The organism is Labedaea rhizosphaerae, from assembly GCF_004362825.1.
In the GTDB taxonomy this organism is placed as follows: domain Bacteria; phylum Actinomycetota; class Actinomycetes; order Mycobacteriales; family Pseudonocardiaceae; genus Labedaea; species Labedaea rhizosphaerae.
Genome location: NZ_SNXZ01000001.1, coordinates 1265202 through 1288153, shown reverse-complemented (window position 1 = coordinate 1288153; position 22952 = coordinate 1265202). Strand labels below are relative to the sequence as shown.

The 22952-nt window shown below is 69.8% G+C and carries 27 protein-coding genes; 16 read left to right on the top strand and 11 right to left on the bottom strand.

The genetic code is table 11. The features are described 5' to 3' along the window. Window positions 1–3 precede the first annotated feature (3 nt). The 6 genes from EV186_RS05940 to EV186_RS05915 all read left to right on the top strand — a co-directional run bounded on the left by EV186_RS05940 (window position 4) and on the right by EV186_RS05915 (window position 5690). Window positions 4–963, top strand: coding sequence for an ABC transporter ATP-binding protein (locus EV186_RS05940; RefSeq protein ID WP_133848024.1), 960 nt, complete (start codon window positions 4–6; stop codon window positions 961–963). Between the two features lie 4 nt (window positions 964–967). After that, a complete protein-coding gene (locus EV186_RS05935; protein WP_133848023.1) occupies window positions 968–1729 on the top strand; it encodes an ABC transporter permease in 762 nt (253 codons plus the stop codon). A gap of 322 nt (window positions 1730–2051) precedes the next feature. Continuing rightward, entirely contained in the window at window positions 2052–2582 is a 531-nt protein-coding gene (locus EV186_RS05930) for a hypothetical protein (RefSeq protein WP_208115483.1), read from the top strand. 87 nt (window positions 2583–2669) lie between these two features. Next, window positions 2670–3302, top strand: coding sequence for a tRNA (guanosine(46)-N7)-methyltransferase TrmB (trmB, locus tag EV186_RS05925; protein WP_243753928.1), 633 nt, complete (start codon window positions 2670–2672; stop codon window positions 3300–3302). 46 nt (window positions 3303–3348) lie between these two features. Then, on the top strand, window positions 3349–4359 hold the full coding sequence (locus EV186_RS05920) for a nitric oxide synthase oxygenase (RefSeq protein WP_243753833.1): 1011 nt from the start codon (window positions 3349–3351) through the stop codon (window positions 4357–4359). Window positions 4360–4376: 17 nt separating this feature from the next. Then, on the top strand, window positions 4377–5690 hold the full coding sequence (locus tag EV186_RS05915; protein ID WP_133848020.1) for an amidohydrolase family protein: 1314 nt from the start codon (window positions 4377–4379) through the stop codon (window positions 5688–5690). Here the strand turns inward: EV186_RS05915 and EV186_RS05910 are convergent. Genes EV186_RS05910 through EV186_RS05890 form a run of 5 tightly spaced genes read right to left on the bottom strand, consistent with a single transcriptional unit; the run spans window position 5687 to window position 9270 of the window. Continuing rightward, complete coding sequence (locus EV186_RS05910; RefSeq protein WP_133848019.1) at window positions 5687–6376, bottom strand: SDR family oxidoreductase; 690 nt, start codon at window positions 6374–6376, stop codon at window positions 5687–5689. The two genes, EV186_RS05915 and EV186_RS05910, sit on opposite strands and share 4 nt — an antisense overlap. A 10-nt stretch (window positions 6377–6386) precedes the next feature. Then, window positions 6387–7049: a hypothetical protein gene (locus EV186_RS05905; RefSeq protein ID WP_133848018.1), complete on the bottom strand. Its 663-nt coding sequence runs from the start codon at window positions 7047–7049 to the stop codon at window positions 6387–6389. Then, on the bottom strand, window positions 7049–7534 hold the full coding sequence (locus EV186_RS05900) for an RNA polymerase sigma factor (protein WP_243753832.1): 486 nt from the start codon (window positions 7532–7534) through the stop codon (window positions 7049–7051). The genes EV186_RS05905 and EV186_RS05900 overlap by 1 nt, the downstream gene beginning before the upstream one ends. Before the next feature lie 54 nt (window positions 7535–7588). Next, window positions 7589–8695, bottom strand: coding sequence for an inositol-3-phosphate synthase (locus tag EV186_RS05895; RefSeq protein ID WP_133848017.1), 1107 nt, complete (start codon window positions 8693–8695; stop codon window positions 7589–7591). 17 nt (window positions 8696–8712) lie between these two features. Beyond that, window positions 8713–9270 (bottom strand): PadR family transcriptional regulator, encoded by a 558-nt coding sequence (locus tag EV186_RS05890; RefSeq protein WP_133848798.1) that lies wholly within the window; start codon window positions 9268–9270, stop codon window positions 8713–8715. 189 nt (window positions 9271–9459) lie between these two features. On the opposite strand from EV186_RS05890, the gene EV186_RS05885 reads away from it, so the two are divergent. The 3 genes from EV186_RS05885 (at window position 9460) to EV186_RS05875 (ending at window position 14250) form a co-directional block, all read left to right on the top strand. Then, window positions 9460–9864, top strand: coding sequence for a DUF5318 domain-containing protein (locus EV186_RS05885; RefSeq protein ID WP_166659033.1), 405 nt, complete (start codon window positions 9460–9462; stop codon window positions 9862–9864). A 67-nt stretch (window positions 9865–9931) separates the two neighbouring features. Next, window positions 9932–12622, top strand: a complete 2691-nt coding sequence (locus EV186_RS05880) for a transglycosylase domain-containing protein (protein ID WP_133848016.1) — start codon at window positions 9932–9934, stop codon at window positions 12620–12622. A 50-nt stretch (window positions 12623–12672) separates the two neighbouring features. Then, window positions 12673–14250: a glycosyltransferase family 87 protein gene (locus tag EV186_RS05875; protein ID WP_208115482.1), complete on the top strand. Its 1578-nt coding sequence runs from the start codon at window positions 12673–12675 to the stop codon at window positions 14248–14250. Here EV186_RS05875 and EV186_RS05870 read toward each other — a convergent pair. Genes EV186_RS05870 through EV186_RS05855 form a run of 4 tightly spaced genes read right to left on the bottom strand, consistent with a single transcriptional unit; the run spans window position 14237 to window position 16403 of the window. Further along, window positions 14237–14749 (bottom strand): hypothetical protein, encoded by a 513-nt coding sequence (locus tag EV186_RS05870; RefSeq protein WP_133848015.1) that lies wholly within the window; start codon window positions 14747–14749, stop codon window positions 14237–14239. The genes EV186_RS05875 and EV186_RS05870 overlap by 14 nt on opposite strands. Continuing rightward, window positions 14746–15213 (bottom strand): hypothetical protein, encoded by a 468-nt coding sequence (locus EV186_RS05865; RefSeq protein ID WP_133848014.1) that lies wholly within the window; start codon window positions 15211–15213, stop codon window positions 14746–14748. Before EV186_RS05865 ends, EV186_RS05870 begins: the two co-directional genes overlap by 4 nt. 27 nt (window positions 15214–15240) lie before the next feature. Continuing rightward, a complete protein-coding gene (locus EV186_RS05860) occupies window positions 15241–15630 on the bottom strand; it encodes a DUF3052 family protein (protein ID WP_133848013.1) in 390 nt (129 codons plus the stop codon). Beyond that, complete coding sequence (locus EV186_RS05855) at window positions 15627–16403, bottom strand: deoxyribonuclease IV (protein WP_133848012.1); 777 nt, start codon at window positions 16401–16403, stop codon at window positions 15627–15629. Before EV186_RS05855 ends, EV186_RS05860 begins: the two co-directional genes overlap by 4 nt. Window positions 16404–16528: 125 nt before the next feature. Between EV186_RS05855 and EV186_RS05850 the strand changes: the two genes are divergently transcribed. The 7 genes from EV186_RS05850 to dnaB all read left to right on the top strand — a co-directional run bounded on the left by EV186_RS05850 (window position 16529) and on the right by dnaB (window position 21930). Further along, window positions 16529–17548, top strand: a complete 1020-nt coding sequence (locus tag EV186_RS05850; RefSeq protein WP_133848011.1) for a hypothetical protein — start codon at window positions 16529–16531, stop codon at window positions 17546–17548. A 37-nt stretch (window positions 17549–17585) separates the two neighbouring features. Further along, window positions 17586–18431 (top strand): hypothetical protein, encoded by an 846-nt coding sequence (locus EV186_RS05845; protein WP_133848010.1) that lies wholly within the window; start codon window positions 17586–17588, stop codon window positions 18429–18431. A gap of 85 nt (window positions 18432–18516) precedes the next feature. Next, window positions 18517–18825 carry a 30S ribosomal protein S6 gene (rpsF, locus tag EV186_RS05840; protein WP_133848009.1) on the top strand — a complete coding sequence of 103 codons (309 nt, stop codon included), beginning with the start codon at window positions 18517–18519 and terminating at the stop codon, window positions 18823–18825. A 16-nt stretch (window positions 18826–18841) separates the two neighbouring features. Then, window positions 18842–19348 (top strand): single-stranded DNA-binding protein, encoded by a 507-nt coding sequence (locus tag EV186_RS05835; protein ID WP_133848008.1) that lies wholly within the window; start codon window positions 18842–18844, stop codon window positions 19346–19348. Between the two features lie 39 nt (window positions 19349–19387). Next, window positions 19388–19636 carry a 30S ribosomal protein S18 gene (gene rpsR / locus EV186_RS05830; RefSeq protein ID WP_133848007.1) on the top strand — a complete coding sequence of 83 codons (249 nt, stop codon included), beginning with the start codon at window positions 19388–19390 and terminating at the stop codon, window positions 19634–19636. A 14-nt stretch (window positions 19637–19650) separates the two neighbouring features. Beyond that, window positions 19651–20103 (top strand): 50S ribosomal protein L9, encoded by a 453-nt coding sequence (gene rplI, locus EV186_RS05825; RefSeq protein WP_133848006.1) that lies wholly within the window; start codon window positions 19651–19653, stop codon window positions 20101–20103. Window positions 20104–20547: 444 nt separating this feature from the next. Continuing rightward, a complete protein-coding gene (gene dnaB, locus EV186_RS05820; protein ID WP_424982083.1) occupies window positions 20548–21930 on the top strand; it encodes a replicative DNA helicase in 1383 nt (460 codons plus the stop codon). Here dnaB and EV186_RS05815 read toward each other — a convergent pair. Both EV186_RS05815 and EV186_RS05810 read right to left on the bottom strand, forming a co-directional pair. After that, complete coding sequence (locus EV186_RS05815) at window positions 21921–22478, bottom strand: maltokinase N-terminal cap-like domain-containing protein (RefSeq protein WP_133848005.1); 558 nt, start codon at window positions 22476–22478, stop codon at window positions 21921–21923. The genes dnaB and EV186_RS05815 overlap by 10 nt on opposite strands. 10 nt (window positions 22479–22488) lie before the next feature. Next, entirely contained in the window at window positions 22489–22917 is a 429-nt protein-coding gene (locus tag EV186_RS05810) for a MarR family winged helix-turn-helix transcriptional regulator (RefSeq protein ID WP_133848004.1), read from the bottom strand. Between the last annotated feature and the right edge of the window lie 35 nt (window positions 22918–22952).

Here is a 22952-nt window from a genome sequence, read left to right as displayed (position 1 = left end):
ACCATGATCGAGGCAGCAGGCCTCACCAAGCGCTACGGGCGAACGGTAGCGGTGGACAACCTCTCGTTCACCGTGCAGCCGGGCCGGGTGACCGGGTTCCTGGGGCCCAACGGTGCCGGCAAGTCCACGACGATGCGGATGATCCTCGGGCTGGACCGTCCCACCGGTGGCGAAGCCAAGATCAACGGCAAGCGGTACCACGACCTGCACCACCCGCTGCGCACCGTCGGCGCGCTGCTCGACGCGAAGTGGGTGCACCCCAACCGGTCCGCGCGGGCCCACCTGCGCTGGATGGCGAAGTCCAACAAGCTCCCGGCCGCCCGCGTGGACGAGGTGCTGGAACTGGTCGGCCTGACCTCGGTGGCCAACAAGCGGGCGGGGGCGTTCTCGCTGGGCATGTCGCAGCGGCTGGGGATCGCCGCCGCGCTGCTCGGCGACCCGGAGGTGCTGCTCTTCGACGAGCCGGTCAACGGCCTCGACCCCGAGGGCATCCTCTGGATCCGCAAGTTCATGCAGCGCCTCGCGACCGAGGGCCGGACCGTCCTGGTGTCCAGCCACCTGCTGTCGGAGATGTCGCTGACGGCGTCCGAGCTCATCGTGATCGGCCGGGGGAAGCTGATCGCGCAGAGCAGCACCGAGGAATTCGTCTCGCGCGCCACGGAGAACACCGTCAAGGTGCGCAGCCCGCAGCTGCCGGCCCTGCGGCAGGCGCTGACCGGGGAGGGCATCGAGGTCCGCGACGACGCGGACGCGCTCGTCGTGTCCGGTGTGGACAGTGCGACGGTCGGTGAGCTGGCCGCCAAGCACGGCGTCGTCCTGCACGAGCTCTCGCCGCAGCGCGGCTCGCTGGAAGAGGCGTTCATGCAGCTGACCGGCGACTCCGTCGAGTACCACACCGACATCACCGACGACCACGCCGTCGCGGCCGCGGCCGCCGCCGAACTCATGTCCCAGGGGAAGTGAACCGATGACTCTGCTCGCCGTCGAACGCATCAAGCTCTTCACCACGCGATCACCGTGGTGGTGCATGGTGATGGCGCTGGTCGTCACCGTCGGGTTCGCCGCCCTCGTCGCGGGGACCAGCAACGCCGACGACCCGGTCACCGTCGCGACGACCCAGTTCGGCTACGGCTTCGGCCTCGTCGTGATCATGGTGATGGCCGCGCTCGCCGTCACCACCGAGTACCGGTTCGGCACGATCCGGGCCACCTTCCAGGCCGTGCCCAGCCGTAGCAAGGCACTGCTGGCCAAGACGACCGTGGTCGCGGTGCTGGCCGGGGTGATCGGTGAGATCACCGCGTTCGGTTCGTGGGGGATCGCCAAGCTGATCAAGGGCAGCGCGGACCTGGCGATCAACTCCGCGTACGAGTGGCGCGTCGTGGCCGGCACCGGCCTGATCTACGCGCTCGCCGCGGTGATCGCGGTGTCGGTCGGCACGATGATCCGGCACTCGGCGGGCGCGATCTCGCTGGTGCTCATCTACTCGCAGCTGGCCGAGAACCTGATCCAGATCATCCCGAACGTCGGCCCGAAGATCCACCGCTGGCTGCCGTTCAACATGGCCCAGCACTTCTTGACCGGGCGACCGGACGCCGGTGCCCGCGGGGCTGACGGGCCGCCGATATCGGAGATCACCTACAGCCCGTGGGTCGGCCTGCTGTACTTCGGCGTCTTCGCGCTGGTGCTGCTGATCATCTCGCTGTGGGTGGTCAACCGCAGGGACGCCTGAGCTTCGGGGTTCAGGTCGACCGGGGCTGCGGTAGCTGGGGGAAGGCAAAGGCCCGGATCACCATCGGGGGGTGATCCGGGCCTTCGCATGTCCGGGGTTAATCGGATATTGGTCCAGTCGCGTGAAACCAAGTCGATACCGCAACACGCGGCCTCCGGGCGGCGATACGCGAGTTACGCGGACTTGTGACCTTTCGATGAACTCGCGTCAACATCTCGTGACGACCTTGTGAGTTCCGGCACAGCTGGCGGACACTTGGGTATCACCGCAGGTCACATGGGTATTGGTACGTAAGACAGTCGGGAGGTGGCCCTTGACGGTGGTGGCTGACACGCACGCGGCGTTCAACGTCGAGCCGACGATCGCACTCGAGTGGGCGCAGGCGGTCGAACAGCACGCCGTCGACTCCGCACGCAGCCCGGCGGAGGCCCGCCGCGGCTGGTTGCACCGAGCACCCGAACGCGAGGTGCTCGCCCTCTACCGCAAGACCACCGAGCTCGAGCCCGACGTGCCGGCGCCCTGGTGGCTGCGCGCCGTCGCGAGCGGGTTGCTGGGCTCGCGGGCCGAGGCGTTCGCCGTCGAGGACCGCGTCGCCCGCCTGCTGGAAGCACGCGCGGGCTGGGTCTTCGTGCCGTGGGGAGCGGACGGGGACACCGGGTATTGGGAGTACATGCCCTCCGAGCGCACGCTGACCGAACCGGGCGTGCCGACCACGTTGGCATTGACCGACCGTCACCCCGGCCTGATCGACGTCTACCCGGTGCACGCGGGCGAGGCGCAGCGGCCGCCGGTCGCCGTCGCGGGTCTGGCCGACCTGCGCGCCAACGTGGCCCGCATCGAATCGCTTTCCTAGTTTGGTTACCGTCTGCGGGTGACCACCCCGGACTCCCAGCTCGGCAGGCGCCGCAGCATCGTCAGCTACGTGCACCGCGGCGGCCGGATGACCGTCGGCCAAGAGAAGGCGTGGGAACGCCACTGGGGGACCATCGGGCGCGCGGTGGTCGACCTGCCCGAGGGCCCGCTGGACGCGACGAGCTGGTTCGGGCGCGAAGCGCCGCTGCTGCTGGAGATCGGCTCCGGCATGGGTGAGACCACCTCGCTGCTCGCGCAGGCCGAGCCCGAGACCAACTACCTGGCCATCGACGTCTACCAGCCCGGCGTGGCCCAGCTGATGCTGCGGGCCGAGGCGATGGGCCTGGCGAACCTGCGGGTCCTGCGCGGCGACGCGGTGACCCTGCTCGAGGACCACATCGAGCCGGGCCGGCTCGCCGGCGCACGCATCTTCTACCCGGACCCGTGGCCGAAGAAGCGCCACCACAAGCGACGGCTGGTGCAGCCAGAGTTCATTGCGCTCCTGGCGTCCCGGCTGGCCGAGGGCGCCGTGCTGCACCTGGCCACCGACTGGGCCGAGTACGCCGAGCAGATGCTCGAGGTCTGCTCGGCCGAACCGCTGCTGCGCAACAAGCACGACGGGTGGGCACCCCGCCCGTCGTGGCGGCCGGTGACGAAATTCGAGTCGCGTGCCGACGAAGAGGGCAGGATCAGCCGCGACCTGCTCTTTGAGCGGCAATAGCGTCACCGAATGTGAGTCAAGGCCACCCGAAGGTGTAATCGAGCCCGTGAGGGTGGGCGACGATACCTACCGGGTGACCGCTCTGCGCGACGACCTCCCAGACGTGCGTCCCGAGCACACGGTCGATCTGGCCGCGGCCGAGGACTTCCTGCGCCGGTTCCACCGGGTGCGCCCCCAAGCCGGCCAGGTCGACACGCGCATCGCCCAGGTGCGGGCGGAGGTCGCGGCGACCGGCAGCTACCGGCACACCAAGGCCGAGCTGGCCTACGGCGCCCGGATGGCCGTCCGGGAGAGCGGGTGGTGCCCGCGCACGGTCGGCTGGCGCGACGTGCTGGTCCGCGACCTGCGTGCGGTGCGGGAACCCGCCGCGGTGGCGACGGAATGCCTGAAGCACCTGCGGATGGCCGCGGGCAACGGCGTGGTGACCCCGGTGGTCACGGTGTTCGCCAAGGACGCGCCACGCATCCGCAACGACCACCTGGTCCGCTACGCCGGCTACCAGGAGGAAGGTGGCGTGCTGGGCGATCGCCGCTACGTCGACTTCACCGCGGGCGTGACCCGGCTCGGCTGGCGCCCACCCGCCAAGCGCACGGCGTTCGACCTGCTCCCATTGGTGATCGAGAACGCGGGTCAGCCGCTGCTCTTCCCGATCCCGCGTGAATCGGTGTGCGAGGTCCCATTGAGCCACCCGGACTTGCCGTGGTTCGGCGAGCTCGGCCTGCGCTGGCACGCGGTGCCCGCGATCGCGAACCTGCGATTGCGCATCGGCGGCGTGGAATACCCGTCGGCCCCGTTCAACGGCGTCTACCTGTGCCAGGCCATCGGCGAGGACGTGCTCGCCGACGAGGTCGGTTACGGCATGGCGCACACGGTGGCGAAGCGGCTCGGGCTGGACGTGACCTCGGAGCGCAGCCTGTGGCGCGAGCGCGCGGCGGTCGAGCTGAACCGCGCGGTGCTGCACTCGTTCGACGCGGCCGGCGTGCGGATGGAGCACACGTCGCAGGCCTACCTGCCGATGCCGGGCGACCAGGACGGCCCCGCCTTCGTCCGAACCTGATACGGCAGTATCTGGACATGCCTGACGCTGTTCGCCTGCTGGCCTCCGCCGTACTGCCCGCCGATCCCCGGTGCTCCGTCCTGCGCGACGCCGCCGTCGACATCGGGCCGGACGGCCGGATCGCCTACTGCGGGCCGTCGGCCGCGGCGCCCGAACACCGCGGGCCGGTCCGGCGCTGCTCGGGAATCCTGTTGCCCGGCTTGGTCAACGCGCACGCCCACAGCCCGATGACCGTGCTGCGGGGGATGGGCGGCGATCTGCCGCTGCTGCGCTGGTTGCACGAGGTCATCTGGCCGGCCGAGTCGAAGATGACCCCGGTCGATGTGCGGACCGGGATGCTGCTGGGTTCGGTGGAGATGCTGCGCCACGGCGTGACCACCACCGCCGAGATGTACTTCCACGCCGAGCAGCTGGTCGACGCCGTCCTGACCACGGGCGCACGCGTCCTCGTCGCGCCCGCGGTGATCGACGCACCCGGCTGGGACTGGCGGGCCGAGCTGGACAAGATCAGCGCGTGGATCGACGCCGACGGCCTGCGGTTCGGGCCGGGTGACCGCGTGGAACTGGGCTACGGCCCGCATTCGGCGTACATGCTGTCGCCAGAGGCGCTGACCGAGGTCGCCGAGCACGCGCAGGCCCGCGGTGCCCTGGTGCAGGTGCACGTGGCCGAGTCGCTGCCCGAGGACACCGAGCAGCGCGAGAAGTTCGGTTCGGTGCCGGTGTTGCTGGAGACGGTGGGGATGCTGCGTGGCCGGGTGCTCGCCGCGCACGCGGTTCACTTGTCGGACAAGGACATCCAGGTGTTCGCCAACGCGGGTGTCGGAGTCGGGCACTGCCCCGGCTCGAACGCGAAGCTGGCGTCGGGCATCGCGCGGCTGGTGGACCTGCAGGCGGCCGGGGTCGCGGTCGGCATCGGCACCGACGGCCCGGCCAGCAACGACGACCTCGACCTGTGGGAGGACGCCCGGCTCGCCTCGATGCTGGCCCGCCTGTCCACTATGGACTCGACCGCCGTGCCCGCCGCGACGGCGTTCCTGCTGGCGACCCGGGGCGGCGCCGATGCCTTGGGGCGCAACGACCTCGGCCGGCTCGAAGCCGGCGCGTGGGCCGACCTGGTGCACGTGGGCGTCGACGGTCCTGCGTTCACGGCCGGGCTCGACGTGCCCGACGAGCACCTGCTGTCGAACCTGGTGTGGGGTGGCGGGCACCGCGACGTGACCGACGTCTGGGTGGCGGGCGAGCACGTGGTCGCCGCGGGTGAGCCCACGACCGTGGACCGGCACGAGGTGCAGGCCGCGGCGGGCGCGGTCACCACCCGGCTGCGCGGCTAGCGGCGCGCCGGACGCACGACGACCTCGGTGAAGTGGGCGTCGGGCGGTGCCGTCACCGCGGTGAGCACGGCCTGCGCGACCGACTCGGGGCGCAGGTAGCGGTCGGGCTCGTACGCGCCGCCCTCGTCGGTGCGGACACCGCGCTGCATGTCGGTGTCGGTGCGGCCCGGGTGCACGGAGGTGACCTTGAGGCCGTGCTCGTCCTCCTCGGCACGCAACACGTCGGCGTACGCGCGGAGGGCGAACTTGCTCGCGGCGTAAGCACCCCAGTGCGGGTTGGCGTTCAGCCCGGCCCCGGAGTTGATCAGCACGACGTGCCCGCGGGCGGCCCGCAACGCCGGCAGCAGCAACCGGGTCAGCTCGGCGACGGAGATGACGTTGACCTCCATGGCCTGGCGCCACACGTCGACCGTGGTGTCCTCGAGCGGCAGCACCCGCGCGACGCCGGCGCAGTGCACGAGCACGTCGAGGCGGTGGATGCCCGCGGTCGCGGCGGCCAGCGCGGCCGGGTCGGTCAGCTCGACCGGCCACGGACGCGCCTCGGGCAGCCGGGCGGACAGCTTCTCCAGCGCCGCCACGTCGCGGCCGCCGAGCAGCAGGTCGTGGGTGCCGGACAACGACTCGGCGACCACCGCGCCGATGCCGCGGGACGCTCCGGTGATCAACGCGGTGGGTCGCTCGCTCATGGCGCGAAATTTACGTGATCGCGCTGAAGTGGTTTCCCTTCGCATCGATCCCGTCGTAGCCGAAGCCCTGGTGACTGCCACCGAAGTCGGCTACCCAGAACTGCCGCTGCCGGGTCGTGCCGAGCAACCGGAGCGTGACAGCGGTGCCGTCGCCGCTTCGGACGGACAAGTCGTGGACACCCTCATCCGCCACGAACAGCAAGAAGTGACCGAATGGGCCGTCTTCCGGCCCGATCGCCCTGGTCCGAACCGGGCTGGGCCCGCTGGAGTCATTCGCGGCATCCGGCGCGCAATCTGCCTTTTGCGGATCGACGGCGGCGCTGCCCTTGGTCATCGCGACACAGATGACCCGGTCACCGACCATGAAAGCCCAAGCCTTGTCCCGGCCCCCCTCGGCGAGGAGCACCGGGTGGTTGTGGTCGAAGACCGGCGCAACGGTGGTGGGCGACGGCTTCGTGGGTGCGGCCGTCGCTGGGGTGATGGGGGTCTGGTGCCGGGTAAGCGGCACCACGATCGCGACCGCGACCAGCAGCACCGCCGCGGCCGCGCCGACCAGCAGCGCGCGACGGCGGGCGAGCCGTCGTTGCAGTGCTCGCCACGGCTCGGCGGAGTCCGGGACCGACCGCGCCTGCTCGTCGAACTCCTTGCGCAGCAAGGTTTCCAGGTCGTTCATCAGCGCACCTCCTCGGTGGTCAGCAGGGTGCGCAGCCGGTCGAGGGCCTGGGAGTTCGTCGCCTTCACGGTGCCCACGGCGATGCCGAGCGCACCGCCGATCGCCGCCTGGTCCAGCCCCAGCCAGTAGCGCAGCACCAGCACCTGGCGTTGCCGCTCGGTCAGCTGGGCCAGCGCGGCCCGCACCGAACCACCGACCAGGCCGGTGAGCACGTGCACCTCCGCCGAGTCGGCGAGGCCGGGCTCCTCGCGGGGCGCCCGGCGGACCACCCGCAGGTGCCGCAACCGCGACTTGGCCAGGTTCACGACCGTCCGGTGCAGGTACGCCAGCGCCTTGTCCGGTTCGCGCAAACCCGGCCACCGCCGGTGCAAGCGCAGGAACGCCTCCTGCGCGATGTTCTCCGCATCGTCCGCACCGAGCAGGAACGCGAGCCGCTTCATCGGCTCGAACTGCTGGTGGAACAACTCCTCGAATCCCGGCTGCACACCACACTGACGCCCGGGGCCAGGTTCGGGTTTAGGCCCCGGGCGCACCGGGTGCTACCGCTCGACCTCGCCGGCGATGAACTTCTCGACGGCGTCACGCGCGACCGAGTCGGAGTACTGCTCCGGCGGGGACTTCATGAAGTAGCTCGACGCGGACAGGATCGGGCCCGCGATGCCGCGGTCCAGGGCGATCTTCGCCGCACGCACGGCGTCGATGATCACGCCGGCCGAGTTGGGCGAGTCCCAGACCTCGAGCTTGTACTCCAGGTTCAGCGGGGTGTCGCCGAACGAGCGGCCCTCCAGCCGCACGTAGGCCCACTTGCGGTCGTCGAGCCACGGCACGTGGTCCGACGGTCCGATGTGGACGTCCGCCTTGGCCATCTCGTGCGGGATCTGCGAGGTGACCGACTGGGTCTTGGAGATCTTCTTCGACTGGAGCCGCTTGCGCTCCAACATGTTCATGAAGTCCATGTTGCCGCCGAAGTTGAGCTGGTACGTGCGCAGCAACTCCACCCCGCGGTCCTCGAACAGCTTCGCCATGACCCGGTGCGTGATGGTCGCGCCGACCTGGGACTTGATGTCGTCGCCGACGATCGGCACGCCCGCGTCGACGAACTTCTGGGCCCACTCCGGGTCCGAGGCGATGAACACCGGCAGCGCGTTGACGAAGGCGACCTTCGCGTCCAGCGCGCACTGCGCGTAGAAGCGGTCCGCCTCTTCCGAGCCGACCGGCAGGTACGACACGAGCACGTCGACCTTCGCCTCGCGCAACGCGGCGACCACGTCGACGGGCTGCTCGTCGGACTCGTCGATGATCTCGCGGTAGTACTCGCCGAGGCCGTCGAAGGTGGGCCCGCGCTGCACGGTCACGCCCATGGGCGGCACGTCGCAGATCTTGATCGTGTTGTTCTCGCTGGCCACGATCGCCTCGGACAGGTCGCGGCCGACCTTCTTGGCGTCCACGTCGAACGCGGCGACGAACTCGACGTCGCGGACGTGGTAGTCGCCGAACTGCACGTGCATGAGGCCGGGCACCCTGGTCTCCGGGTCGGCGTCGCGGTAGTAGTGCACGCCCTGCACAAGGGACGCCGCGCAGTTGCCGACGCCGACGACGGCCACCCGCACCGTGCGATCTGTGCTCTTCCGGCGGTCCTCGCCCATGCCGGTTCTCCTTCTCGTCAGTCTTCCGTGTGCCGTTGTTCGCGCTGTTCGCGTGCGATCAGTTCGTTCAGCCAGCGCACTTCCCGCTCGCTGGACTCGAGCCCGAGCCGTTGCAGCTCGCGGGTGTAGCGGTCGATCTGCTCGCCCGCACGGGCCAGCGACGACCGCAACCCCTCCCGGCGCTCCTCGACCCGGCGCCTGCGGCCCTCGAGGATGCGCATCCTGATCTCCGCCGGCGTGCGCGAGAAGAACGCGACGTGAACGCCGAAACCCTCGTCGTCCCACGCGTTCGGGCCGGCGTCGGCGAGCAGGTCGGTGAAGCGCTCCTTGCCTTCGGCGGTGAGCTTGTAAACCCGCTTCGCCCGCTTGCCCCACGTGCGCGCTCGCTCGTCGCCCTCCTGCGCCTCGCCTTCCTCGGCGATCAGGCCGGCACGCAGCAGCCGACGCAGGGTCGGGTACAGCGAGCCGTAGGAGAACGTGCGCAGCGTGCCGAGCGTGTCGTACAGACGTTTGCGCAGCTCATAGCCGTGCATCGGGGTCTCGTGCAACAGCCCGAGGATGGCGAACTCGAGCATCATGACCCCTTTCGGTGTCGTTGCGATCTACTCGGCCACTATATCGTTGCGATACATCAAGCGGCTGTACAGCGGATCGCGCTGTGTGAATCGCCACGCGGGCGCGGATGCCCTGGTCCCGAGCCCGCGGCCCCGGTCGGCAGCTGACGGCCCGACCGCAGCACTGGCGTCAGCCCGTACTCTGGATGCGTGCGAACGCAACGGCAGGTGGTGGACTACGCGTTGCAGCGCAGGTCGCTGCTCGCCGAGGTCTACTCGGGCCGGGTCGGCACCATGGACGTGTGCGACGCGAGCCCGTACCTGCTGCGCGCCGCGAAGTTCCACGGCCAGCCGACCGACTTGACGTGCCCGGTCTGCCGCAAGGAACCCCTCACCAACGTCGCGTGGGTCTACGGCGACGCGCTCAAACACGCCTCCGGTTCGGCACGTGCCCCGGAGGAACTCGCCCGGATGGCGACTCTCTTCGAGGAGTTCACCGTCTACGTGGTCGAGGTCTGCCGCACCTGCGCATGGAACCACCTGGTGCAGTCATACGTCCTGGGAACGCGGGGTCTGCGTGATCCAAAGCCCCGCAGGAGGACGGCCGCAGAGTGAACCGCACACATCTGCGCAGGTCACTGAGTACAAACACGCCCACGGGCGTGCCCACGGAGGCTCTTTCGTGAACGAGGACGAGGAACGCCGGCGCCGGTCGGGCGAGCCGGCATGGCCCACCGACGAGGACCACCGCAAGCGTCGTGAGGAGCCCCAGGAGCGGACCGGCTTCTGGAGCCCGAGCTGGGACGACGACGGTGGCGGTTCGCCTGGCGGTGGCGCTCGCCCCTCCGCGAGCAAGCCCGCGTGGCCGACCGACGAGCCCGCGGATGGTGGCCGCACGCGTCACGTGCCCGTGCCGCCGCGTGGCCAACAGACACCCGGCCGTGGCGCGCCGCGCCCGCCCGCGGGCCCGCCGCGCGGCGGCCGCCCCGGTGGCCCGCCCCCGGGTACCCCGATGCCCGGCGGCCCGGACGGTCCGACCGAGATGCTGCCCAAGGCCGACCCGGCGTTGCGCCCCGAGCCCGCGCTGCTCACCCACCGCGAACCCGCCCTCGACGAGGCGGTCGACGCCTACGACAGCGGCCCGGAAAGCCGTGAGCTGCCCGCGTTGACCGCCGACGACAAGCGCTTGCGCCGCCGCCGGATCTGGCGCCGGGTGCGGCGCACCGCGTACGCGATGATCGCGGTGATGATCATCGGCCCCATCGTGGGGTTCTTCATCGCGTACCAGACCGTGGACGTGCCGACGCCCAAGAGCGTGGCCGACCGCGAGGGCCAGGCCATCACGCTCCTGTGGGGCGACGGCAAGACGGTGATGACCAAGATCGCGCCGGTCGGCTCGAACCGGAAGATGGTCGAGTACAAGGACATCCCGCAGAACGTGCTGCACGCGGTCTACGCGGCCGAGGACTCGACCTTCGAGACCAACTCCGGCTTCGACATCACCGGCATCCTGGCCGCCGCCTACAACCAGGCGACCGGCGGCGTCGGCGGTGGTTCGACGATCACCCAGCAGTACATCAAGAAGGCCAGCGAGAACGAGCAGCACACGCTCACGCGCAAGGCGCTCGAGGTCGTCAAGGCCTACAAGATGAGCAAGACGTACGACAAGAAGGACATCATCACCGCGTACCTGAACACGATCTACTTCGGTCGTGGCGCCAACGGCATCCAGGCCGCGGCGCAGGCGTACTTCGGGGTCGACGTCGGCAAGCTCACCACCCCGCAAGCCGCGTTGCTGGCCGGCATGATCCAGGGCCCGAGCCGTTCCGGCGACCAGGCCTACGTCGCCAAGCGGTGGAACTACGTGATGAACCAGATGGTCGCCAACAACTGGCTCAGCCCGGCCGAGCGGTCCGCGGCGCAACTGCCGAAGATGGTCGACAAGTCCAAGTCGAAGACCAAGGCGCTCACCGGCGACATGGCGTTGATCCAGAAGCGGGTGCTGCAGGAGGTCGAGATCGACCTGGGCATGACCGAGGACGACATCCAGCGCCAGGGCCTGACCATCCAGACCACCATCGACCGCAACGCGCAGAAGTACGCGGAGCAGTCGGTCAAGGAGGTCATGGCCAACGAACCGAAGAACCTGCGGCCCGCCCTGGTCGCCGTCGAGCCGAACACCGGCGCGATCAAGGCCTACTACGGCGGCACCGAGGACTACGACTACGCGTGGGCGATCCAGGAGCCGGGCTCCTCGTTCAAGCCGTTCGACCTCGTGGCGCTGCTCAAGCAGGGCAAGGGGCTCGGCGAGACCTACGACGGCTCCGACGGGCGCAAGTTCCCCGGCCGTGCGACGCCGGTGCACAACGCGGGTCCGAACAGCAGTTGCGGCAAGGACTGCACGGTCGCCCTGGCCATGAAGCGCTCGGTGAACACCGTCTTCTACGACATGGTGCTCAACACGACCGGCGTGAAGCCGGTGGTGCAGGCGGCGCAGGAGGCCGGCATCCCCAAGCAGATCCCGTGGGGCGACGCGCACGACGACGGCAGCTACACCATGAAGCCCTTGCTGAACGAGCCGGACGGCAACATCTCCATCGGCGGTGGCAAGACGCAGGTTCGCACCCTCGACATGGCGGCGGCCTACTCGACCTTCGCCAACGGCGGGACCCGGCGCACCCCGCACCTGGTTTCCAAGATCTTCAGCGCCGACGGCCAGTTGATCAAGCAGTTCAACGACGACGGCACGCCGGCGTTCAGCCAGGACGCGGCGCTGAACTCGCAGATCGCGCGCAACGTGACCGAGTCGCTGCGACCGATCCCCGAGTCGTCGCACATCCCGTGCGACAAGCCGCACGACTGCGCGGGCAAGACCGGTACCCAGCAGTTTCAGGACGGCAACACCGCCGCCAACGCCAACCAGAACGCGAAGGCCTGGATGGTGGGCTACACGCAGTCGATCTCGACCGCGGTGTCCATGACGGCGCAGAAGAACGAGCCGATCGTGAACGGTCAGGGCAAGCCGATCTACGGCTCCGGGCTGCCCGGTCACATCTGGCAGTCGTTCATGGACAAGTACCTCAAGGGCAAGAACGACCCCGCCTGGGGCTTGTACGTGCCGATCGGCAAGGGCGCGTCGGAGGCGCCGGACAGCACGTTCACCTCGACGCAGTCGAGCTCGAGCCAGACGCAGTCCGACACGACGACCACCACCACGACGCGCAAGCACGGCGGCGGCGGTCACCCGGGCCGCACCACGACCACCACGCCGACCGAGCCGTGCGGCTTCCTGGGCTGCCCGACCAGCGGGACCACCACCACGGATCCCCCGCAAGGCGGTGGCGGCCCCGGCCACGGGACACCAGGCGGTTGATCGGCCACACGCGACACTGACCCAACACCGATACCCGTAGCATCCCCGCCGTGCCGGAGGAGCAGCGCAGCGTCGGGGCGGCGGCCGCGGAAGTGGCGGACACGGACTTCCTCGACCACCACGAGCGGATCGTCCCGACCTGGAGCGAGACGCTCGCCCGGCATGCCAGCACCCCGGTCGGCGGCCCGCTCGGCCGGCACGCGGCAGTGGGCCGGCACTGGTTCTGGAGCCCGCTGCGGATAGCGCTGGCGTTCGCGCTGCTCGCGTTGGTGTTCAGCTGGTTCGGCAAGGCGTCGTGCATCCAGCAGTACACCGACGACAACGGCGTCACCCAGCTCGACTGGCGGGCGAACCGGCCATACGTGGCGATGTGCTACTCGGACGTCGTGCCGCTGTACTCGGCCGAACAGCTGGACAAGGGCGGCTTCCCCTACAAGTCCTATTGGTACGACGACCAGGGCAAACCCACCCAGCACATCCGGTACATGGAGTACCCGGTGCTGACCGGGATGTTCCAGTGGGTCAACGCCAAGCTCGCCCAGGGGTGGACGCACTTCGCCGAACTGGGCTGGCTGCCGACCGGGATCACGGTCGCGGTCTACTTCGACATCACGGCGTTCTGGCTGGCGCTGGCCTGGCTCGTGACCGTCTGGGCGGTGGCGCGCACGGCGCGGCGCAGACCGTGGGACGCGATCCTGGTGGCGGTCTCGCCGCTGGTGCTGGTGCACGCGTTCACCAACTTCGACACGCTGGCCACGGCGTTCGCGGCGACCGGGATGCTGGCGTGGGCGCGGCGAAAACCGGCGCTCGCCGGCGTGTTGTTCGGGCTCGGTGTCGCGGCGAAGCTCTACCCGTTGTTCCTGCTCGGCGCGTTGCTCGTGTTGTGTGTGCGCGCGGGCAAGGTCAAGCAGTGGGGCATCGCCGCGGGCACGACCGCGCTCACGTGGGCCGTGGTGAACTTCCCGATCTACGAGCTCTTCCACGAGGGCTGGGGCGAGTTCTTCCGGCGCAACACCGACCGCGGCGCGGACCCGGACTCGCTCTACAACGTGATCGAGTACTTCACCGGGTGGTCCGGCTTCGACCGGCCCGACCTGATGCCGTGGGAAGCGCCGACCATCCTGAACGCCGTCAGCCTGGTGCTGTTCCTGGTGTGCTGCGCCGCGATCGCGTGGGTCGGCCTGTCCGCGAAACGCCGGCCGCGCTTCGCGCAGCTGGCTTTCCTCGTGGTGGCGGCATTCCTGCTGACGAACAAGGTGTGGAGCCCGCAGTACTCGTTGTGGCTGGTGCCGTTGGCCGTGCTCGCCATCCCGCGCTGGAAGCCGCTGCTCGCGTGGATGACGATCGACGCCCTGGTCTGGGTGCCGCGCATGATGTTCTACCTGGGCGAGGACCACAAGGGCTTGCCGCAGGACTGGTTCCTGGGTGCGGTGGTGCTGCGCGACCTCGCAGTGGTGGGGCTGTGCGTGCTGATCATCCGGGAGATCTACCGCCCGGAGCACGACGTGGTGCGCGCGAGCGGCGACGACGATCCGGCGGGCGGTGTGCTCGAAGACGCCGAGGACGTCGTCCGCCTGGCCCCACCACGCCGAGCGCGACGGGAACCGGCCGAGGTCACTTCCGGCTGACCTTCGCCGCCGGCCGTTCGGTCGCGAACGCGGAGCGGCGCTCGCCGCTGAGGACTCGGTCCATCCGGGCCTGCCGCGGCCACCAGATCGCCGCGCAGAAGACGCCGGACACGAACGAACCGGCGGCGACGACCCAGTTCCACGCCCCGATCGTCACGAGAGTGCACACGGCGATCGGCCACAACTTGCCGGACACGTACAGCAGCACACCGGCCGGGCTCGGTACCCGGCGCTCCGCCGGGTCCTGGCACCGTTGGCGGTGATCGGCGAGCAGGGCCAGCGTCCACCCGACCGACAGGACCGGCACCACGGCCCAGGGCGCGGTTTCGAGGTCCCACGACCTCGTGAACGCGACGAAGGCGTCGATCAGCAGGCCGACTCCGATGCCGAGCGTGGCGGCGAACCGCGCGGCGCGGACCGCGCGCACCAGGTCCGGCTCCTCTGCGTCCGGCTCCTCTGCGTCCGGCTCCTCTGCGTCCGGCTCCTCTGCGGCGGTCACGCGGGGCTCTGGACCGGGAAGAGCACCTTCGCCTCGCCGCGGACGACCAGGTCCAGCCGCTTCTCGGTCGGCCAGAGCAGAGCGGCGGCCAGCACGGTGGCGACGGCCGCGGCGATGCCGATCACCCGCAGGCCGAGTGCCAGCGCGATGATCCAGGCCGGGATGACGCCGGAGAGCGGCATCACCGCGTTGAGGATCAGGAAGCTCGCCGTCACCGGCTTGCGCGCGGTGCCCGCCCGGCGCGCCATGAACGTGTAGTAGAAGCACATGGCCGGCATGGCGAACACGACGCTCGTCGCGATCACACACCCGACGACCGCCATGAGCATGCCGTTGCGCTCCGTGCCCGGGTCACCGCCGACGAACGCGGCGAACACGTCGAGCAGGAGGCTCACCCCCACGACGATCGTGGTGATGAAACGGGCGCGGTTGGCGGCTTCAGCCAGAGCAGGGTCGTTGTGCACAGCGGGTGATCGTAGCGGCGCAAGCAGTCACCTGTCGGCGATTCGGCGAACAAGCTTCAAACCGGACCAGGTGGCGTCGATCGCGCAGACCTTCACGTCGACCAGGCCCTCGGCCAGGGCGTGTTCGCGAACGACGTCGTCGGTCAGGTCGGTCGGCACCTTCGACGCCTTCTTCGGCCAGGCGATCCAGATGCCGCCCGCCGTCGTCATCCGCTCGACCGCCTTCGGCCACACCGCGCGCAGCCGCGCGAACGAACCGCAGAAGATCAGCTGGACGTCGTAGGGCTCGCGTCCGGGGCGGCTGTGGTGGGGCGCGTCCAGCTGGAAGCCGTCGGGCGCGCCGACCACCAGCACGCGTGAGCCGGGCTTGACGCCGAGCTTGCGCGGCAGCGGGGTTCCCGAATAGCCCGCGGTCATCCCGCGCCCGCGACCGCCTCGCGCAGGAACGCGATGTCCTTGGCCTGGCCCTCGTTCGGGGTCTCCACGATGACCGGCGCACCCGCCGTGCGGACCACCTCGGCCAGCTGCTCCGGGTCGATGGTGCCGGAGTGGATGTTGGCGTGCCGGTCCATCGCCGAGTCGAACTCGTCGCGGGAGTTGTTGAGGTGCACGAGGTCGATCCGGCCGGTGATCGCCTTCACCCGGTCGACGATGCCGACCAGGTCCTCGCCCGCGGCGAACGCGTGGCACGTGTCGAGGCAGAACCCGGCGCCGAACTCGGCCACCTCGTCCCAGAGCCGGGCGAGCATGTCGAACCGGCGGGCCATCGCGTTGTCGCCGCCCGCGGTGTTCTCGATCAGGATCGGCACCCCGAAGCCGCCCGCGTCGGCCTGCCGCTGGAAGAGCTTGCGCCAGTTCTCCAGGCCCTTGGCCGGGTCGTCGGTCCGGGTGACGTGGCCGCCGTGCACGACCAGCCCGAGCGCACCGACCTCCTTGGCCGCGGCCGCGTGCTGGGCGACCAGCTTGCGCGACGGCATCCGGATGCGGTTGTTCGTCGAAGCCACGTTCAGCACGTAGGGCGAGTGGATGAAGACGTCGATCCCGGCCTCGGCCAGCGCGGCCGCCTGCGGGTGCGGCTTGGGCGCCTTCCAGTCCTGCGGGTCGGCCAGGAAGAACTGCACGACGTCAGCGCCGCGGTCCTTGGCGGTCTCCAGCGGCTTGTCGTCCCGGACGTGCGCACCGATCCTCATGGGCGACGAGGGTAGTCGCCACCACCGACAGAAGTAGGGGGTACACAATCTGGGCTGGTCCGCGTCACGTTCGGCGGTTACTGTCGTTTAATCGAGTGAACCTACTCGGCAGTACCGGAGGAACCATGCGACGGCGCTTCGGAGCGTTGGCGGGCGCGGGTGCGCTCGTTCTCGGCGTTGCGATGGCCGGGCTCACGGCGACCTCCGGGACCGCGCAAGCGTCGTCGCCGATCGTCGTCGGCGACTGCTCGACCACCATCGAAGGCACCCCTGGCCAGCCGATCCAGCTCAGCACCAGCGCGGTCGTGCAGCCGGTCGCGAACATCATCGGTGCGGTGCCGATCCTCGGGCCGCCGCTGAAGAAGCCCTTCACCGACCTGTTCAACGCGCTCCCGCCGATCCCGATCGGTGGCGTGCAGAACGGCACCACCGTCATCACCGGCGGCACGATCGCCACCCAGGTCGTCACGCAGCTCAAGAAGATCCCGCTGCTCGGCCCGGTGCTCGGTCTGATCGTCGGCAGCGTCCAGCAGACGCTGACCTCGCTCTGCGGCGTGACCGTGACGGTCGCCAACGACGTCGGCGGCGTCGCCCAGGACGGCTCGGCCGCGGTGGAGCAGGGTTCGACCGACGTCCAGAAGAAGCTCGGCATCCCCGGTGCGGGTGGTTCCGGCGGCGGTGGCGGTGGCGGCTCGACCGGTCCCGGCGGTGGCGGCAGTGGCGGCGGCTCCGGCGCTGGCAGCGGCAACGGCCCGGTGACCCAGATGCCGCACGCCAACAACCCGGTCGTCGGCGGCCTGGGCCTCGGCGACGTGCAGCTGTACGACCCGAACGGCCTGCCCTACAACTTCGGCCGCTCGCCCATGGCCATGTACGCGAACCTCCCGTTCGCGCAGCCCGGCCTCTTCTCGCCGACGCCGGGCGCCCAGTACGGCAGCTCCGTTCCGGGGTACTCACCGCAGTTCGGCATCCTCGGCGGCAACGGCCAGCCCGACGGCGTCGAGGCGGCCGGTCACGCCGAGGCGCTCGACGCGCCTTCGGGTGACCGGGTGGCGTTCCCGGTGCTGCTCGCGGTGCTCGCCCTGTCCGGCGTGACGGCGGCCCTGGTCCGCACGTGGGTGCTACGTCGTACGATCGCAAGCTGACCGCACACGAGACGACACCGTCGGGGGTAGACAGCAGGTGCGCCGAATCGCCGCGGCCCTGGTGGGACTGCTGGCGTCTGCCTGCGCGTTGGCGGGCGCGGCGACCACGTCGGCGGCCGCCCCGCTGGCCTACCTCGCGCTCAACTGCAAGCAGGACGTCCACGCCGCGAACGGCCGGCCGGTCCAGCTCAGCAGGCTCGCGGTGTCCGGCTTCGTCGGCGACGCCATCCAGGCGACGGCGAAGAGCCTGCCCACGGTCAACGCGCTCGCCGGTTCGACCGCGTTCAACCTCGGTCCCGCTCTGCCGGTCGGCACGGTCGGCGACGACCCGGTGATCACCGGCAAGGCCATTGCCGATGTCGTGGTGCCCGCTGCCGCGTCGCTGCCGCAGTTCGCGTCCAACAAGGACGCCGGGCTCGCCGCGTTGCGCAAGATCGTCACCGACAACTGCGGCATGGCGATCAACCCGACGGAGGCCGGCCAGGACGGCGCCGGCGACCAGGGCCCGGGCGACGCCACCGGCAACCCGGGTACCGGCGTCGCGGGCGCGGGCTACAAGAACCCCGATCAGCTCTGGCTCTACACACCGGAGAAGCTCACCGGCCGCACCCCGCTGCGCGACTACAGCGGCATCCCGGCCGCCGCACCCGGCGCGTGGTCGCCGTCGCCCTCGGCCCGCTACGGCAGCGCGGTGCCCGGCTACACGCCCCAGTTCGGCCTGGTCGGCGCCCACGACGACCAGGGCCTGCGCACCGCGGGCAATGCCGAGGTGCTGCCCGTGAGCCACCCCGACGGCATCGGCCTGCCGGTGTTGCTGGCGGTGCTCGCGCTGTCGGTGGTTACTGGCACCCTGGTCCGCACGTGGGTCCTGCGCAGGGCTTGATACCCTGTGTCGCGTTGCTGACGCGACGACCCTCCTGCCACGGAAAGTCCGTGGCCGCCGAGTCCACAGGAGGTGAGTGGTCTACATGCGTCATTACGAAGTGATGGTCATCCTCGACCCCAGTCTCGACGAGCGCACTGTCGCACCGTCGCTGGACACGTTCCTCAACGTGATCCGCACATCGGGTGGAGCCATCGAGAAGGTCGACGTCTGGGGCAAGCGCCGCCTCGCGTTCGAGATCAACAAGCACGCCGAGGGCATCTACGCCGTCCTCGACCTCAACGCCGAGCCGGACGCGGTCAAGGAACTCGACCGCCAGCTCTCGCTCAACGAGTCCGTGCTCCGTACCAAGGTCATGCGCCGGGAGCTCCCGCGCAAGGCCGCGGCGGCCTGAGGCAAGGGGTTCGGCGATGGCAGGCGAGACGACGATCACCGTGGTCGGGAACCTGACGGCCGATCCGGAACTGCGCTTCACCCCGTCCGGGGCGGCGGTGGCGAGCTTCACGGTCGCCTCCACGCCGCGCACCTTCGACCGCCAGTCCGGCGAGTGGAAGGACGGCGAAGCGCTGTTCATGCGCTGCAGCATCTGGCGCCAGGCCGCGGAGAACGTGGCCGAGTCGCTCACCCGCGGCGCGCGGGTGATCGTCAGCGGCAGGCTCAAGCAGCGGTCGTTCGAGACCCGTGAAGGCGAGAAGCGCACGGTTGTCGAGATGGACGTCGACGAGGTCGGCCCGTCCCTGCGCTACGCGACGGCCAAGGTGAACAAGGTCAGTCGTGGCGGTGGAGGCGGCGGCTTCGGCGGCGGTGGCGGTGGCGGCGGTCAGTCCGCTCCGCCCGCCGACGACCCGTGGGGCTCGGCCCCGCCCGCCGGTGGCGGCGGGGGCGGCGGCGGCTTCGACGACGAGCCTCCCTTCTAAAACTCAGACCACATACGCGTTACCCACAGGAGTAGAACCGTGGCCAAGCCACCTGTGCGCAAGCCCAAGAAGAAGGTTTGCGTGTTCTGCAAGGACGAGAAGAAGAACCGTCCCCAGAACATCGACTACAAGGACACCACCCTGCTGCGGAAGTACATCTCCGACCGCGGCAAGATCCGCGCGCGTCGCGTGACCGGCAACTGCAGCCAGCACCAGCGTGACGTCGCGGTGGCCGTCAAGAACGCCCGCGAGATGGCGCTGCTGCCCTACACCTCGACCGCTCGCTGATCAGGAGGCGCGTGATGAAGCTGATTCTCACCGCTGACGTCAGCGGTCTGGGCGGCCCCGGCGACACCGTCGAGGTCAAGGACGGATACGGCCGCAACTACCTGCTGCCCCGCAACCTGGCGATCGTCGCCAGCAAGGGTGCGGAGAAGCAGGTCCAGGCGATCCGCCGTTCGCAGGAGGCCCGCAAGGTCAAGGGTCTCGAGCACGCCAAGGAGCTCAAGGCGAGCATCGAGGCGCTCGAGGTCGTGCCGCTCAAGGCGAAGGCCGCGGCCGGCTCCGGCAAGCTGTTCGGCTCGGTCACCGGTGCGGACATCGTGAACGCGGTGAAGCAGGCCGGCGGCCCCGCGCTCGACCGGCGCACCCTCGAGGTGTCCGGGCACATCAAGACGGTGGGCAAGCACGCGGTCAGCGTGCGGCTGCACCCCGAGGTGACCGCGTCCTTCAAGGTCGAGGTCTCCGCGAACTAGATTCGTCACGCTCAGCGACCGCCCTCGCCACCCGGCAGGGCGGTCGCTGGCGTGTACGGCGACTTGTGGATAACCACCCATCCCTCGATCGGGTGAGCGGTCACCGCGACACGCCGAGTACACCTTTTGGACGACACGCCGAAACTTTCTCCGGCCAATCTGTCCACACCTTGTACACAGGGCCTGACCTGTGGGTTTCCCATGGGACCGACCGGTTGTCAACAGGTTGTCCCCAGGCAATTCCGCGCCTGTGTTCAGATGGCGGCCACCATCCCCAAGTTGTCCCCAAAGTCATCCACAGGGTCGTTTGCGACCTGCGGATCAAGCCCTCTAACGTCACGCCGTCACCGGTTCACGGCGTGCCGGATTGCCCCGGCCGTCGGGTGGCGACTACAGTGGTGATATCGAACTTGTGTTCGATTCTTGCTCGAAACGGGGGACGTCGTGGCACTCACCGACGAGCGCGGGCCCGGGCCTGACGCGATGTCGAGCGGTGGGGGCGCCCTCGACCGGCAACCACCGCAGGACCTCGGGGCGGAGCAGTCCGTGCTCGGCGGCATGATGCTGTCGAAGGACGCGATCGCCGACGTGGTCGAGGTGCTGCGCCCCGGCGACTTCTACCGGCCGGCCCACCAGTCGGTGTACGACTGCGTGCTGGACCTGTACGGCCGCGGCGAGCCCGCCGACCCGATCACCGTCGCCGCCGAGCTCGAGCGCCGCGGGGAGCTGCGCCGGGTGGGTGGCGCGCCGTACCTGCACACCCTGATCGCCACCGTGCCGACCGCGGCGAACGCCAGCTACTACGCGGAAATCGTCGCGGAGAAGGCGATCCTGCGCAGGCTGGTCGAAGCGGGCACGCGCATCGTGCAGCTGGGCTACCAGGGCGCCGAGGGCTCCGACGTCAACGAGGTGGTCGACCGCGCGCAGTCGTCGATCTACGAGGTGACCGAGCGCCGGATGAGCGAGGACTACGTCTCGCTCGAAGAGCTACTGCAGCCCACGATGGACGAGATCGACGCCATCGCCTCCCGCGGCGGCTCCTCCCTCGGCGTGCCCACGGGTTTCGCCGACCTCGACGAGGTCACCAACGGCCTGCACCCCGGCCAGATGATCATCATCGCCGCCCGGCCCGGTGTCGGGAAATCGACGCTGGGACTGGACTTCGCACGGTCGTGCTCGATCAAGCACGGCCTTTCCAGCGTGATCTTCTCGCTGGAAATGAGCCGGACCGAGATCGTGATGCGCATGCTCTCGGCGGAGGCGAAGATCCGCCTCGCCGACATGCGTGGTGGTCGCATGACCGACGACGACTGGACCCGGCTCGCCCGGCGGATGAGCGAGATCAGCGAGGCGCCGCTGTTCATCGACGACTCGCCGAACATGACGATGATGGAGATCCGGGCCAAGGCGCGACGGCTCAAGCAGCGCAACGACCTCAAGCTGATCGTGGTCGACTACCTGCAGCTGATGTCGTCGGGCAAGCGGGTCGAGTCCCGCCAGCAAGAGGTCTCGGAGTTCTCACGTGCGCTGAAGCTGCTGGCCAAGGAGCTCGAAGTGCCCGTGATCGCGATCAGCCAGCTGAACCGTGGTCCGGAGCAACGCTCCGACAAGCGTCCGATGCTGGCCGACCTGCGTGAGTCCGGCTCGCTGGAGCAGGACGCGGACATGGTCATGCTGATCCACCGCCCCGACGCGTGGGAACGCGACGACCCGCGGGCCGGCGAAGCGGACCTGATCCTGGCCAAGCACCGCGCCGGCCCCCAGGCCACCGTGACCGTCGCGCACCAGCTGCACTACAGCCGTTTCACCGACCTCGCTCAGGGCTGAGCGAGCCTGCGCACGACGGCGAGGCGACCGGATCCGTCTGGCCACGTTGCCTCGACCACGCCGACAACGCTCGGGTCGTCGATGGGCTCGACCGAGTTCAGCACGCGCACGACCTCGATGCGCACCTCGGCATCGGCGAAGTCGTGGATCCGGTGGCCGCGTGCTTCGGTGGCGCCACGCATGCGGCTTTCGTCGAAGACGTCGTTCGCGCGGACGAGCCGCAACAGCTCGGTGGTCCACACCGGGTCGGTCTCGGCGTCGTAGATCCAGCGGGTGCCCAGGACGCTGTGCTCGGCCGTCGCAACCAGCGCGCCGCCGTCCAACGGTGCACCGCGGTAGGTCAGCGGGAGCTGCAGGACGCGCGAACCGTCGGTCACGAGGTGGATCTCCATGCCGACCTCGCCCGCCGGGTCCTCGAGGCGGAGGAAGCCGACCGCGCTGATGGTGGGGATCTGCGTGCCGGGATACCACGGCTGACGCGCGATCCACGGTGGCAGGAAGTCGCGGAAGTGCGGGGTCAGCGTCGCGCCGGGGTGGATCTTCGCCATGGCCGCCAACCTAGCGGGCGAAGCCGTCCATGAAGCGGGACAACAGCTTCGCGAACGTCTCCTGCTCGCGAACCGACCACCCGGCCATGGCCTCAGCGAACCGCTGCCGACGCACCTCGTGCACCTGGCCGAGGGCGGCGCGGCCCGCGCTTGTCATGCGCAGCAACGCTTTGCGCCCGTCGTGCTGGTCGGCCTCGCGGCGCACGAAGCCGTCCTCTACGGCCTTCGCGACCAGGCGGCTGGCCCGCGGCTGGTCCACCGACAACGCCGTGCGCACCGACGCGACCGTGCAGGATTCGCCCGTCTGCTCGCATTCCTCGATCACGTCGAGCACCGCGACCGAGTTCGGGTCGACGTCCGCCTGCCTGCTCAGCACGCGGCGGCTCTGCGAACGCCGGATCGCGATCATGGCGCGTTCGACTTCCTGGACCGGATCCATGGATGTCATCTTACATTTAGATGTAAAGTGACATG

Bases quoted from the DNA above. Each gene is read 5' to 3' on its own strand.
- EV186_RS05835 (WP_133848008.1), top strand. From the start codon at position 18,842: ATGGCAGGCGAGACGACGATCACCGTGGTCGGGAACCTGACGGCCGAT.
- rpsF (WP_133848009.1), top strand. From the start codon at position 18,517: ATGCGTCATTACGAAGTGATGGTCATCCTCGACCCCAGTCTCGACGAG.
- EV186_RS05815 (WP_133848005.1), bottom strand. From the start codon at position 22,478: ATGGCGAAGATCCACCCCGGCGCGACGCTGACCCCGCACTTCCGCGAC.
- EV186_RS05890 (WP_133848798.1), bottom strand. From the start codon at position 9,270: ATGCTCGAGTTCGCCATCCTCGGGCTGTTGCACGAGACCCCGATGCAC.
- rplI (WP_133848006.1), top strand. From the start codon at position 19,651: ATGAAGCTGATTCTCACCGCTGACGTCAGCGGTCTGGGCGGCCCCGGC.
- EV186_RS05855 (WP_133848012.1), bottom strand. From the start codon at position 16,403: ATGAGGATCGGTGCGCACGTCCGGGACGACAAGCCGCTGGAGACCGCC.
- EV186_RS05850 (WP_133848011.1), top strand. From the start codon at position 16,529: ATGCGACGGCGCTTCGGAGCGTTGGCGGGCGCGGGTGCGCTCGTTCTC.
- EV186_RS05935 (WP_133848023.1), top strand. From the start codon at position 968: ATGACTCTGCTCGCCGTCGAACGCATCAAGCTCTTCACCACGCGATCA.
- EV186_RS05905 (WP_133848018.1), bottom strand. From the start codon at position 7,049: ATGAACGACCTGGAAACCTTGCTGCGCAAGGAGTTCGACGAGCAGGCG.
- EV186_RS05940 (WP_133848024.1), top strand. From the start codon at position 4: ATGATCGAGGCAGCAGGCCTCACCAAGCGCTACGGGCGAACGGTAGCG.
- EV186_RS05915 (WP_133848020.1), top strand. From the start codon at position 4,377: ATGCCTGACGCTGTTCGCCTGCTGGCCTCCGCCGTACTGCCCGCCGAT.
- EV186_RS05810 (WP_133848004.1), bottom strand. From the start codon at position 22,917: ATGGATCCGGTCCAGGAAGTCGAACGCGCCATGATCGCGATCCGGCGT.
- trmB (WP_243753928.1), top strand. From the start codon at position 2,670: ATGACCGTCGGCCAAGAGAAGGCGTGGGAACGCCACTGGGGGACCATC.
- EV186_RS05910 (WP_133848019.1), bottom strand. From the start codon at position 6,376: ATGAGCGAGCGACCCACCGCGTTGATCACCGGAGCGTCCCGCGGCATC.
- EV186_RS05895 (WP_133848017.1), bottom strand. From the start codon at position 8,695: ATGGGCGAGGACCGCCGGAAGAGCACAGATCGCACGGTGCGGGTGGCC.
- EV186_RS05860 (WP_133848013.1), bottom strand. From the start codon at position 15,630: ATGACCGCGGGCTATTCGGGAACCCCGCTGCCGCGCAAGCTCGGCGTC.